The following is a 12,285-nucleotide window of genomic DNA, read 5'->3' on the forward strand; positions in this document are numbered from 1 at the left end:
CCGATCGCTGACCGCGAACGGCAGTTCTCTTCGCTGCCGCCGGCGCGGCTTGTTGGGTTGTTCTCGCGGGTTGTAGCTGCGATAGTGGCTGACGGTTTCGTCAGTACGGAATGTGAGGCGAACCATGTCTGATGATCTGTTGATTCACCGTCCGCCGGTTGCGGGCGAGTCTTTATCTTTGCGCTCCATGCAGGAGGTTGCCATGAATGATCGTAATGCCAGCAAGATGCTGCGTACTTATAACGTCGCCTACTGGGGCAACAATTACTATGACGTCAACGAGCTGGGCCATATCAGCGTGTGCCCGGATCCGGATGTCCCGCAGGCGCGCGTCGATCTGGCAGAACTGGTGAAAACGCGCCAGAAAGACGGCCAACGTCTGCCGGCACTGTTCTGCTTCCCGCAGATCCTTCAGCATCGCCTGCGCTCTATCAACGCCGCGTTCAAACGCGCGCGTGAGTCCTTCGGTTACCAGGGCGGCTATTTCCTGGTGTATCCGATCAAGGTGAACCAACATCGCCGCGTGATTGAATCGCTGGTGAACTCCGGCGAACCGCTGGGGCTGGAAGCCGGCTCAAAGGCCGAACTGATGGCGGTGCTGGCGCATGCCGGCATGACCCGCTCGGTGATCGTCTGTAATGGTTATAAAGATCGTGAATATATTCGTCTGGCGCTGATCGGGGAAAAGCTGGGGCACAAGGTGTACCTGGTGATCGAGAAGATGTCCGAGATCAATCTGGTGCTGGAAGAAGCCGAGCGGCTGAACGTCATACCGCGCCTGGGCGTGCGTGCGCGTCTGGCATCGCAAGGCTCCGGCAAATGGCAGTCGAGCGGCGGCGAAAAATCCAAGTTCGGTCTGGCGGCGGTGCAGGTGCTGAAGCTGGTGGAAACCCTGCGTGAAGCGGGCCGCCTCGACAGCCTGCAGCTGCTGCACTTCCATTTGGGTTCGCAGCTGGCCAATATTCGCGACATCGCCACCGGCGTGCGCGAATCGGCGCGCTTCTACGTTGAGCTGCACAAGCTGGGCGTCAACATTCAGTGCTTCGACGTGGGCGGCGGCTTGGGCGTCGACTACGAAGGCACCCGTTCGCAGTCCGATTGCTCGGTCAACTACGGCCTGAACGAATATGCCAACAACGTGATTTGGGGCATCGGCGACGCCTGTAACGAACACGGCCTGCCGCACCCGACGGTGATCACCGAGTCCGGTCGCGCCGTGACCGCGCACCACACGGTGCTGGTCTCCAACGTGATCGGCGTAGAGCGCAACGAGTTCAGCGAACCGCAGCCGCCGGAAGCCGACGCGCCGCGCGCGCTGGAAAGCATGTGGGAAACCTGGCTGGAAATGAACGAGCCGGAAAACCGCCGCTCGCTGCGCGAATGGCTGCACGACAGCCAGATGGATCTGCACGACGTGCATACCCAATACGCGCACGGCATGCTGGACCTGACCAAGCGCGCCTGGGCCGAGCAGCTGTATCTGAACATCTGCAACAAGATCCAGCAGCAGCTCGATCCGAGCAACCGCGCGCACCGTCCTATCATCGACGAACTGCAAGAGCGCATGGCGGACAAGTTCTACGTCAACTTCTCGCTGTTCCAGTCGATGCCGGATGCCTGGGGCATCGATCAGCTGTTCCCGGTGCTGCCGCTGGAAGGGTTGGATAAGCCGCCGGAAGGCCGTGCGGTGCTGCTCGACATCACCTGCGATTCCGACGGCACCATCGACCATTACGTCGACGGCGACGGCGTGGCGACCACCATGCCGATGCCGCCATACGATCCGGAGAACCCGCCGGCGTTGGGCTTCTTCATGGTCGGTGCGTACCAGGAGATCCTCGGCAACATGCACAACCTGTTCGGCGACACCGCCTCGGTTGACGTGTACGTGTTCCCGGACGGCAGCGTCGAGACCGAGCTGTCCGACGAGGGCGATACCGTGGCGGACATGCTGGAGTACGTGCAGCTCGATCCGAGCGCGCTGCTGTCCAAGTTCCGCGATCAAGTCAAAGAAACCGATCTGGACAGCGAGCTGCAGGCGCAGTTCCTGGAAGAGTTTGAAGCTGGCTTGTACGGCTACACGTATCTGGAAGACGAGTAACCGCCTTCTTCAGGGGGGCGATATCGGCCCCCTTGAAGCATGAACAAAATGCGGCCATAATCTGCCGTATCGGTAGCACCGAAACACACATCGAATAAATCCCTTTCTCGTCGGGCTAACGACGCGGGAGGGATTTTTTTTTGTCACGGCCCGGCGTCTGCGCCCGGCAACTTGTTGAACTACGAGGGTTTACTATGAGCACCTTAGGCCATCAGTCCGATAATTCATTAGTGTCCAACGCCTTTGGTTTCCTGCGCTTTCCGCTGAACTTCATGCCTTACGACAGCGATGCAGAGTGGGTCATCACCGGCATTCCGTTTGACATGGCGACCTCCGGTCGCGCCGGCGGCCGTCATGGCCCGGCGGCCATCCGCCAGGTGTCCACCAACCTGGCCTGGGAAGGCAACCGTTGGCCGTGGAGCTTCGATCTGCGCGATCGCCTGAACGTGGTTGACTGCGGCGACATCGTGTTCAACTTCGGCGATGCGCAGGACATGAGCGACAAGCTGCAGGCGCACGCGGAGAAACTGCTGAAAGCCGGTAAGCGCATGCTCTCGTTCGGTGGCGACCACTTTGTCACCCTGCCGCTGCTGCGCGCGCACGCCAAGCATTTCGGCAAGCTGGCGCTGGTGCACTTCGACGCCCATACCGATACCTACGCCAACGGCAGCAAGTTCGACCACGGCACCATGTTCTATCATGCGCCGAACGAAGGCCTGATCGACCCGCATCACTCGGTGCAGATCGGCATTCGCACCGAGTTCGATCACGACAATGGCTTTACCGTACTGGACGCCGCGCAGGTGAACGATCGCAGCGTGGACGACCTGCTGACCCAGATCAAAGGCATCGTCGGCGATATGCCGGTGTACCTGACCTTCGACATCGACTGCCTGGATCCGGCGTTCGCACCGGGCACCGGCACGCCGGTGATCGGCGGTCTGACTTCCGATCGCGCGCTGAAACTGGTGCGCGGCATGCAGTCGCTGAACATCGTCGGCATGGACGTAGTGGAAGTGGCGCCGGCCTATGACCAGTCCGAGATCACCGCGCTGGCCGCGGCGACGTTGGGTCTGGAGATGCTGTACCTGCAGGCGGCCAAGAAACACGCCTGACGCCAGGCCACGCCTCGCTGAAAAAGCGGCTCCCATCGTATGGGGGCCGCTTTTTTTATTTCATTTGTCGCCATCCGTGCGGCGATTTTCAGTCTGTTGCAACGCCTTTGCGCAATTTTGCGCAGAAATGAAACGGAGTCAGTAAAAAGGAACCGGGATAACGGGGAGGATGAATATACTGCGGGCGGGTGCTCTGGATCTTTGTATCTAGAGCCTGCGTGAAAGGTACAAAGAGAAAAGCCCCGAGTCGATATTCATCAACCCGAGGCCTACTCTAACGCCAGCAACGTTAAGTTAGCCTCTTACCCGCCGCGAGGCAAGGAGAAGAAGGCATGATGCCGAACAAACGGAGCCTGTTAAAACTGGTGGTTATTTGTGCCACGGTAATATCACTGGCATGGATAACCCGTAGCACGCTGTGCGAGCTGCGGATCCGATCGGGCACTACGGAGGTTGCGGCCATTTTGGCTTACGAATCCGAACGGTAAGGCAACCCGGCGACGGGGGATGTCCCCCGTCTGCTGGTTGTTGGCGTCCAGATCCATGAGCACCCTCTCAAGGCCATTGGCTTTCTCTGCCGCAACGGTGCGGGAACAGGCTATGCCCGCTTCACCTGGCGCGCCAGCAACATGCGGCCAAACAGTGCGCCGCCCGCCAGCAGCGTCAGCAGCTGCGAGGCGATCAGTACCGCAAAGCCCGAGGATACCTTGCCCTGGCTGGCCATCACCATGCCCATCGCCATCGGCACGAACGCCGAGAACAGATTGCCGATGCCGTTGATCAGCCCATAGGCGCTGCCGACCGCCTCCGGCCGCGCATAATGCTGCAGCAGCGTGGGGATCGCCGCGCCTTGCGCGCCCCAACAGGCGTTGGCCGCCAGCAGGAAGAACGCGATCCAGCCAAGCTGATGGCTGTTCATTACGCCATAGATGCACAGCGCGGTCGCCGCGCCGCCAAAGACGAAGATCAGCGGCGCCTGATAGGGGCGGATACGATCGAGCAGCACGCCGCCGAGGTATTTTGAGGCGATGCTGACGATGAAAGGCAGTGCGGCCATCCACCCCATCTGCTTGATGGAGAATCCTTTTTCATCGGTCAGATAGGCCGGCAGCCAGGCGCTGGACCCCCACAGATAGCTGAGCGTGGCGATCTCGATCAGCAAGATCCAACCGAGCATCGGCGTGCGCCAGGCCAGCGCGAAGGTGTGCCAGACGCGGCTCAACACCGGCTGAGGATCGGCGGGGCGTGAAGATGAGGGTAAGGCGAGCGGATGAACGAACAGCCGCACCAGCGCCAGGCCCAACAGCAGGTTGAGCAGCGCCAGCAGGTGAAACGACATCGCCCACCCGAAGTGCGCCATCAGAAAACTCACCAGCGGAAAGCCGATCACCAGCCCCAACGAGACGCCCAGCGCGCTGACCGCGTTGGGTTTGCCGCGTTCGTCGGCGGCGAAATGATCGCTGATGTACATGGTCTTGAGCGAGAATAGCGGTCCTTCGCTGACGCCAAGCAGCGCGCGCACCGCGCACAGCAACAGCAGCGATCCCGCCAGCGGCGACGCGGCGGTGAGCAGCGCCCACAGCACGACGCTCAGCGTCAGCGCGCGGCGGTAACCCATCAGCGTTTCCAGAAACGGCGTCAGCAACATGGCGGACAGGCCGTAACCGAGTAAAAACACCGTCATCAGCGTGCCCTGATGGGCGCGGTCACCGCCGAGTTGAAAGTGTTGCAGGAAGTCGGGATTGACCAACATCACGGCGATATTAACCCGATCCGCATAGGCGATAACGATCAGAAACAACAGGGCAATCACCCCAAACCAGCGTTGACGTTGTTGCACGGCGCGTTCCTCAGTGCGAGCGGTTGACGAATTCAGGCAGCAGTAAACTGATCCGCGGAGGCCATTACGCGCAAACGCGGGGATGAGGCCGATTTATGTAAATTTATTGTTATAAAATTGGGTGTAAAAGACAGCGAGAGCACTCTTTTACGCGCAATACGCCGCCGGGATCAACGCATTTTTTGCCATAAATTAGCTAGGGAGCGCACAACTGACATAGGTTTTTCATATCGGTGCATGATTTCGTGATCCTTCCCGCATTTGTCATTTTTAAACAACCTTTCATTAACATTTGCCGTTCCGCTCGCTTGACGAAAGTTTCGCCAGACTTATAGTGGCTGTATTAAATAAGAAACTGAGTTTCATATATGAAACAATCAGATAGAGGATAAAAGCAATGAGCTGGAAGAATGTGTGCGAAGTGTCTCAGGTGAAAGAAGATTTTCCTTTCTCCGGCAAAGTGGAAGGCAAAGAGATCGGGGTTTACCTGCTCGACGGTAACTACTATGCGCTGGAAGACGTCTGTCCGCATGCTTACGCCTTGCTCAGCCAGGGGTTTGTAGACGACGGCAAGGTTGAGTGCCCACTGCACGAAGCGCTGTTTGACGTGCGCACCGGCCAGTGCCTGCGTGAGCCGGGCGGCCGCGATCTGCAAACCTATCCCACCCGGGTGGTCGACAACCAAATCCAGATCACCTTTATCGCGGAGGAGTAATCATGCAGCACATCACCGATTTCAATCCCTGGCTGCCGGACACCCAACAGGTGACGCCGGCCCGCGAAGGCGGCAACGGCCAAATCCATCAGCCGGGCCAGTTCCGCAATGTCATCTGGCAAAACCGCGCCCGGGTGCCGGACGGTTTCGAAACCGCGCTGGTGGCGGCGCTGGAAACGATCTTCGAGCAGGGGGCGGAAGAGCTGGAGCAGATCGTCAGCGCGTTGAATCAGCGCCGCCTGTTCGATCGCAGCGGCCAACCGTGGAATGAGGCGACGTTCCGCGAATTCCTTCACGTTAACGGTTTCTGAGCCACATCCGGGAGAAGACAATGACAGCAAACACAACATCCTCCGAACAGAGCTTGCAGGACTATCTTGACCAGGGGCTGCGCGGCATGTGGTATCCGGTGCTGGCCAGTTGGGAAGTAGGCAACAACCCGGTCGGCATCACCCGCCTTGAGCAGCAAATCGTGGTGTGGCGCGACGGTGAAGGCCAGATCCATGCGCTGGAAGATCGCTGCCCGCACCGTGGCGCGCGGCTTTCCATGGGGTGGAACCTCGGCGATCGCATCGCCTGCTGGTATCACGGGGTGGAAGTCGGCGGCGACGGGACGGTGAAAGACGTGCCGGCGGTGGATCGCTGCCCGCTGGTGGGGCAAAAATGCCTGCGCGCTTACCCGGCCAAAGAAGCCTACGGCGCGGTGTTCCTCTATTTTGGCGTGACGGCGGATGAAGCGCCGGCGGAGCTGACTTTCCCGCAAGAGCTGGCGGACGAAGCGTCGTACAGCCACTTCTTGTGTACCGCCAGTTGGAACTGCAACTACCAATACGCCCTGGAAAACGTGATGGATCCGATGCACGGCACCTACCTGCACTCTTCCTCGCACTCGATGGCGGAAGGGGATCGCAAGGCGGACATGGGGCTGGAGCCGACCGACAGCGGGTTTATCTTCAAGAAAAACGGCCAGATCGGCGTCAACTTCGACTGGGTGGAGTTCGGCAACAGCGGCGCGTATTGGATGCGTCTGTCGATCCCGTACAAAAAACGTTTCGGGCCGGGCGGCCACTTCTGGATCATCGGCATGGTGGTGCCGGAAGACAAGGATCACTGCCGGGTATTCTTCTGGCGCATCCGTAAGGTCAAAGACTGGCAGCGCGACATGTGGCGCTTCATGTATCGCAATCGCCTGGAATCATTGCATTGGGACGTCCTCGAGCAGGATCGCATCGTGCTTGAAAACATGGCGCCTAACGCCCGTGGCCGCGAATACCTGTACCAGCACGACGTCGGTCTGTCGCGCCTGCGCCGCCTGATGCAGAAAGAGGCGCAAAAACAGCTGGCGACGCTGCGCGAGCGGGAGGCGGCGCAGTGAACGGCCTGCTGAACGGCAAGCGCATCGTGGTCACCGGCGCGGCGCGCGGTCTGGGCTACAGCTTCGCCGCCGCCATTGCCGCTGCCGGCGCGCAGGTGGTGATGTGCGACATTTTGGCGGATGAGCTGGCGGCGAGCGGCGCCGCGCTGCGCGAGCAGGGCGCTCAGGTAGAAACGCAAATCATCGATCTGGCCTCACCGGATTCGATCCGTTCGGCGTTCGAGAAGATCGCCACAGGCGGCGGGATCGACGGGCTGGTGAACAACGCGGCGCTGGCGACCGGCGTCGGCGGTAAAACCATGATGGAATACGACATCGATCTGTGGGATCGGGTAATGCAGATCAACGTGCGCGGTACCTGGTTGGTGAGCCAGGCGGCAGTGCCGCTGCTGGCGCGCAACCCGCACGCCAAGATCGTCAACGTGGCGTCGGACACCGCGCTGTGGGGCGCGCCGCGCCTGATGGCCTATGTCGCCAGCAAAGGCGCGGTGATCGCGATGACGAGATCGATGGCGCGCGAGCTGGGCCCGCAGGGCATCTGCGTCAACGCTATTGCGCCGGGCCTGACGCGGGTGGAAGCCACCGAGTATGTGCCCGCCGAGCGCCATCAGCTGTATGAGCAGGGGCGCGCGCTGGCCGGGGCGCAGCATCCGGACGATGTGAACGGCACGGTGCTTTATCTGCTGTCGCCGTTGGCGGATTTCGTCACCGGCCAACTGCTGCCGGTCAACGGCGGCTTCGTATTCAACTGACGGCCCGCAGGGCAGGCGCACAGCGCAGGAGCGAGAGATGGCGGACGAGCAAGCATGTAAGTATCTGATCCCGGGACTGGATCGCGGATTGCAGTTGCTGCTGGCGTTTGGCGAGCAGCATAAGGAAATGACCTTTGCCGAGTTGCATCGCCTGGTTGATATGCCGAAGGCCACCGCCTACCGCGTGGTGCAGACGCTCGAGCACCTGGGCTTTCTGGAGCGCAATCCGCGCACCAATACCTTCGCGCTGGGCATCAAGGTGCTGCGTCTCGGCTTCGAATACATCGCGTCGCTGGACGTCGCGCAGGCCGGCCAGCCGGTGATCGAACAGCTGCGCGATCGCAGCCAGTGCAGCAGCCATCTGGCGATCCGCGACGGGCGCGACGTGATCTATATCGCCCGCGTCAGCGCCGCCGGTTCTCAGATCAATCAGGTCAGCGTCGGCACCCGTTTGCCGGTGCACCAAACCTCGCTTGGCCGCATGTTGTTGACCAGCGCCACCCGCAGCGAGTTCGAACAACTCTATCCGGACGAGCAGCTGCCGGGCAACGCGCCGGGCACCCCGGCGGATCGCGAAACGCTGTGGCAGATGGTGCAGCAAGACAAGGCGCGCGGCTATGTGATCGGCGAATCATTCTTCCGCCACGGCATCTCCTCGATCGTCTACCCGATCTTCAACCGTGAGCAGCGGGTCGAGGCGGTGGTCAGCATCATGGTGCCGTCCGATGAGATCCCGAAAGCGGATCGCGAGCGGCTGCGCATGGAAGTGCGCGATGCGGCGGAGAAAATTTCCGGCTTCCTCGGCGCGCCGCCGCAGGCCAACGTCGGCTAACCGACAGGACCGACTCTTTCACTCAGGCAGGGATAAGGCCCACAGCAAACAGGGGCCGGGGTTCAGTCATGCCTGAAAACCGTATACAGCGAGAACGTGAGGCTGAGCAATGAGCGTAATCGGAATCGAAAAACTGGAGTTTGGCGTCGAAGATCTGCCAACCTGCGAAAAATTCATGCATGACTTTGGCCTGCAGCCCGCCACGCAACATTGGGGCGAACCGCAGCGCGAATTCACTACCCTGAGCGGGGCGCGGGTCGTTCTGCACCCGTTGCAAAGCGCGGCGCTGCCTGCGGCGTTTGAAGGCGGTTCCACCCTGCGACGCATGACCTGGGGCGTGGCATCGCCCGCGGATCTGGCGCGTCTGCAGCCGCGTTTGGCGTTGATGCCCGGCTTTCGTCAGGTGGGGGAAGAGCTGGAATGCCGCGATCCCAACGGCATGACGCTGCGCTTCGTCGTCAGCCGCCAGCAGGCGGTCGAGGTGCCGGTCACGCCGATCAACCAGTGGGGCGACGTGCGCCGCATCGATCAACCCAGCCCGGTCTATTCGCAGGCGCAGCCGATCAATATCGGCCACGTGGTGTTCTTCGTTGACGATCTGGCGGCGACCGAGCGTTTCTACCGCGAGCTGTTGGATTTCCAGGTTTCCGATCGCTATATCGATCGCGCCGTCTTCCTGCGCACCCAGGCGCGCGGCGGCCACCATAATCTGTTCCTGCTGAAGCTGCCTAACCGCCCACGCGGCCTGAACCATGTGGCGTTCACCGTGCGCGATATCCATGAAGTGATCGGCGGCGGCATCGCCATGAACAAAGAGCAGTGGAGCACCTTCATCGGCCCTGGCCGCCACCCGATTTCCTCGGCGTATTTCTGGTACGTCAACAGCCCGACCGGCGGCGCGTTCGAGTACTACACCAACGACGATTATCTGACGGAAAACTGGCAGCCGCGCGAGCTGGAACATTCGCTGGTCTCCTTCACCGAATGGGCGGTAGAAGGCGGCATCGATCACGATACTCGCCGCCAGCATAAAAAGGCGGAGGCGTTATGAACCGGCCGGAACAGGCGGGTATTGTCATCGTCGGCGGCGGCCAGGCCGGCGGTTGGGCGGCCAAGACGCTGCGTGACCGGGGATACAGCGGCCGGCTGACGGTGATAAGCGACGAACCCTACGATTTTTACGAGCGGCCGCCGCTGTCGAAAGCGGCGCTGCTGGATGCCGTGGCTCCCCTCAGTCGGCTGTTCAGCGAACAGGCGGTGGCGGAGCTGAACATCGACTGGCGTCGCCCGCTGCGCGCCGAGTCTATCGATGCCGAACAGCAAATCGTCACGCTCAGCGACGGGCAACGGCTGCAGTTCGAGCAATTGCTGATCGCCACCGGCGGGCGGCCGCGTTTGCCGGGCGCCGCTTGGGCGCAGCACCCGCGCGTGATGACGCTGCGTTCCTGGGATGATGCGGCCCGGTTGCGGCAGGGCCTGCAGAGTTGCCGTCGTCTGGCGATCGTCGGCGGCGGTTGGATCGGGCTGGAGATCGCCGCTTCTGCGCGCCGTCTCGGCGTTGAGGTGACGGTGTTTGAGCGCCAGCCTGCGCTGTGCATGCGCAGCGTCGGCGCCGATGTCTCACAGGCGTTGCTCGAACTGCATCGCCGGCAGGGCGTGACGGTGTTGTGCGGCTGCGGTGAGATCTCGCTGGAAGATCGCGACGGCGCCGCCTGGATCGGCAGCGAAGTCAGCGATCCGCAGGCCTTCGACCTGGTGGTGGTGGGGATCGGCGTCGAGCTGAATCTCGAACTGGCGCGCAGCGCCGGGCTGGCTATCGAGTCCGGCATTGTGGTCGACGGCCAGGGGCGCACCAGCCATCCGGCGATCTTCGCCGCCGGCGATGTGGCGCGCCACCCGACGCTCGGCCTGTGCCTGCAGTCCTGGGCCTACGCGCAAAATCAGGCCATCAGCACCGCCTGCGCAATGCTCGACGCCTTCGCCGCTCCGTATGACGACGTGGCCTGGCTTTGGTCGGATCAATACGACGTCAATATCCAGATCCTCGGCGTGCCGAGCGGCGGCGTGCACCATGTGGTGCGCCGCACGCCGCAGTCGCAGGTGTTCTTCACGCTGAACGCCGATCGGCAGCTGGTGCAGATGGTGGCGTTCAACGACGCGCGCACCATCAAGCTCGGCAAGCGTTGGCTGGCGAGCGGCCGGGTGCTGGATCCGCAGCAGCTGGCGGATGCGGAGTTTTCTTTGATGGCGTTGAAATAACGCCCGAACCTCGGGAGCGTTTTATGACTACGCAAGACATTGACGCCCGCGCTGGACGGGCGGGGGAAAACGTTGCCGAAAATCCGCAGCAGCGGGTGCGCTGGTCGGTGCCGATCGCGCTGTTCGCCTGCGTGCTGCTGGCGTTTTTCGACAAAATCAGCATCGCGGCGCTGTTTTCCGAGGCCGAGTTTCAGCAGGCGCTGGGCATCGGTTTTGACCCGGCGCGGCTGGGGTTGCTGATGAGCGCGTTTCTGTTCTCCTACGGCATCTCCTCGATGCTGCTCAGCGGCATCGGCGATCGGCTTAATCCGGTCAAAGTATTGATTGGCATGATGGTGGTATGGGGCGTGCTGATGGTGTTGATGGGGCTGGTGCGCTCCTATCACGCCATGATGACGCTGCGCATTCTGCTCGGCATCGCCGAAGGGCCGCTGCTGCCGATGGCCTACGCCATTATTCGTCAGGCCTTCCCGCCGCAGCTGCAGGCGCGCGCCACCATGCTGTGGCTGCTCGGCACGCCGCTCGGGGCCGCGCTCGGCTTCCCGGTCACCCTGTACATCCTCAATACCTTCGACTGGCAGGCCACCTTCTTCTTTATGGCGTTTCTGACGCTGCCGGTGATGTTGCTGGTGCTGTTCGGCATGCGCCACCTGAACGTCGCGCGTCCGGCGGCGGCGGCCAAGCCGGCGGTGTCCGAACGCCAACAGCATCGCCGCGAGCTGTTGCGCAGCCCGCATTTCTGGATGATTTGCCTGTTCAATATCGCCTTCCTGACCTACCTGTGGGGCATGAACGGCTGGTTGCCGAGCTATCTGATCAAGGGCAAAGGCATTCATCTGGAACATGCCGGTTACCTCTCTTCGCTGCCGTTCATCGCCATGCTGCTCGGTGAAGTGCTGGGCGCCTGGCTGTCGGACAAGTTGGATCGGCGCGCGCTGGCCTGCTTCCTGTCGCTGTGCGGCGCCGGCCTTGGCCTGGCGGTGGTGCTGCACCTGCAGGGCACTTACAGCGTGATCGCCGCCATGGCTTTCAGCACCTTTATGTGGGGCGCCGGCGCGCCGAATATTTTCGCGCTGTTGGCGAAGGCGACCAGCAGCAAGGTCAGCGCCACCGCCGGCGGCATTTTCAATGGACTGGGCAATTTTGCCGGCGCGCTGGCGCCGGTGCTGATGGGAGCGTTGATCGCCGCCACCGGCAATATGGATAACGGCCTGCTGTTCCTGGTGGTGATGGCGTTCGTCGGCTGCCTCATTCTGCTGCCGTTGCTGAGAAAGTACTGATTAATCAATCGTTTCA

At 61.6% G+C, this 12,285-nt stretch carries 12 protein-coding genes; 11 read left to right on the plus strand and 1 reads right to left on the minus strand.

What is annotated here, in order from left to right; all coding sequences use genetic code 11:
- Positions 1 to 124: 124 nt before the first annotated feature.
- From speA to HWW83_RS14050, 3 genes are all read left to right on the plus strand, one after another.
- Positions 125 to 2,101, plus strand: a complete 1,977-nt coding sequence (speA, locus tag HWW83_RS14040; protein ID WP_028127388.1) for a biosynthetic arginine decarboxylase — start codon at positions 125 to 127, stop codon at positions 2,099 to 2,101.
- Between the two features lie 194 nt (positions 2,102 to 2,295).
- Positions 2,296 to 3,216, plus strand: coding sequence for an agmatinase (gene speB / locus HWW83_RS14045; RefSeq protein ID WP_004937606.1), 921 nt, complete (start codon positions 2,296 to 2,298; stop codon positions 3,214 to 3,216).
- A 335-nt stretch (positions 3,217 to 3,551) separates the two neighbouring features.
- Entirely contained in the window at positions 3,552 to 3,704 is a 153-nt protein-coding gene (locus HWW83_RS14050; protein WP_004937610.1) for a Hok/Gef family protein, read from the plus strand.
- A 110-nt stretch (positions 3,705 to 3,814) separates the two neighbouring features.
- Here HWW83_RS14050 and HWW83_RS14055 read toward each other — a convergent pair whose 3' ends face one another.
- On the minus strand, positions 3,815 to 5,056 hold the full coding sequence (locus HWW83_RS14055; protein ID WP_042785348.1) for an MFS transporter: 1,242 nt from the start codon (positions 5,054 to 5,056) through the stop codon (positions 3,815 to 3,817).
- A 397-nt stretch (positions 5,057 to 5,453) separates the two neighbouring features.
- Here HWW83_RS14055 and HWW83_RS14060 point away from each other — a divergent pair, with 397 nt between their 5' ends.
- From HWW83_RS14060 to HWW83_RS14095, 8 genes are all read left to right on the plus strand, one after another.
- Positions 5,454 to 5,771, plus strand: a complete 318-nt coding sequence (locus tag HWW83_RS14060; RefSeq protein ID WP_004937614.1) for a non-heme iron oxygenase ferredoxin subunit — start codon at positions 5,454 to 5,456, stop codon at positions 5,769 to 5,771.
- A 2-nt stretch (positions 5,772 to 5,773) separates the two neighbouring features.
- Positions 5,774 to 6,082 (plus strand): recombinase-like helix-turn-helix domain-containing protein, encoded by a 309-nt coding sequence (locus HWW83_RS14065; protein WP_073534198.1) that lies wholly within the window; start codon positions 5,774 to 5,776, stop codon positions 6,080 to 6,082.
- A 20-nt stretch (positions 6,083 to 6,102) separates the two neighbouring features.
- Positions 6,103 to 7,146 (plus strand): Rieske 2Fe-2S domain-containing protein, encoded by a 1,044-nt coding sequence (locus HWW83_RS14070; protein ID WP_033652735.1) that lies wholly within the window; start codon positions 6,103 to 6,105, stop codon positions 7,144 to 7,146.
- Positions 7,143 to 7,898: an SDR family oxidoreductase gene (locus HWW83_RS14075; protein ID WP_149542291.1), complete on the plus strand. Its 756-nt coding sequence runs from the start codon at positions 7,143 to 7,145 to the stop codon at positions 7,896 to 7,898. The genes HWW83_RS14070 and HWW83_RS14075 overlap by 4 nt, the downstream gene beginning before the upstream one ends.
- Positions 7,899 to 7,935: 37 nt before the next feature.
- A complete protein-coding gene (locus HWW83_RS14080; protein ID WP_033639418.1) occupies positions 7,936 to 8,730 on the plus strand; it encodes an IclR family transcriptional regulator in 795 nt (264 codons plus the stop codon).
- A gap of 109 nt (positions 8,731 to 8,839) precedes the next feature.
- Positions 8,840 to 9,781 carry a VOC family protein gene (locus HWW83_RS14085; protein ID WP_033644717.1) on the plus strand — a complete coding sequence of 314 codons (942 nt, stop codon included), beginning with the start codon at positions 8,840 to 8,842 and terminating at the stop codon, positions 9,779 to 9,781.
- Entirely contained in the window at positions 9,778 to 10,989 is a 1,212-nt protein-coding gene (locus HWW83_RS14090) for an NAD(P)/FAD-dependent oxidoreductase (protein ID WP_176589376.1), read from the plus strand. The genes HWW83_RS14085 and HWW83_RS14090 overlap by 4 nt, the downstream gene beginning before the upstream one ends.
- Before the next feature lie 23 nt (positions 10,990 to 11,012).
- Complete coding sequence (locus HWW83_RS14095) at positions 11,013 to 12,269, plus strand: MFS transporter (protein ID WP_176589377.1); 1,257 nt, start codon at positions 11,013 to 11,015, stop codon at positions 12,267 to 12,269.
- Positions 12,270 to 12,285: the final 16 nt, after the last annotated feature.

The organism is Serratia ureilytica (assembly GCF_013375155.1).
Classification (GTDB): Bacteria; Pseudomonadota; Gammaproteobacteria; order Enterobacterales; family Enterobacteriaceae; genus Serratia; species Serratia ureilytica.

Coding starts and splice junctions, on each gene's coding strand:
- HWW83_RS14080 (WP_033639418.1), top strand. CDS start 7,936: ATGGCGGACGAGCAAGCATGTAAGTATCTGATCCCGGGACTGGATCGC.
- HWW83_RS14085 (WP_033644717.1), top strand. CDS start 8,840: ATGAGCGTAATCGGAATCGAAAAACTGGAGTTTGGCGTCGAAGATCTG.
- HWW83_RS14070 (WP_033652735.1), top strand. CDS start 6,103: ATGACAGCAAACACAACATCCTCCGAACAGAGCTTGCAGGACTATCTT.
- HWW83_RS14065 (WP_073534198.1), top strand. CDS start 5,774: ATGCAGCACATCACCGATTTCAATCCCTGGCTGCCGGACACCCAACAG.
- HWW83_RS14090 (WP_176589376.1), top strand. CDS start 9,778: ATGAACCGGCCGGAACAGGCGGGTATTGTCATCGTCGGCGGCGGCCAG.
- HWW83_RS14095 (WP_176589377.1), top strand. CDS start 11,013: ATGACTACGCAAGACATTGACGCCCGCGCTGGACGGGCGGGGGAAAAC.
- HWW83_RS14060 (WP_004937614.1), top strand. CDS start 5,454: ATGAGCTGGAAGAATGTGTGCGAAGTGTCTCAGGTGAAAGAAGATTTT.
- speA (WP_028127388.1), top strand. CDS start 125: ATGTCTGATGATCTGTTGATTCACCGTCCGCCGGTTGCGGGCGAGTCT.
- speB (WP_004937606.1), top strand. CDS start 2,296: ATGAGCACCTTAGGCCATCAGTCCGATAATTCATTAGTGTCCAACGCC.
- HWW83_RS14050 (WP_004937610.1), top strand. CDS start 3,552: ATGCCGAACAAACGGAGCCTGTTAAAACTGGTGGTTATTTGTGCCACG.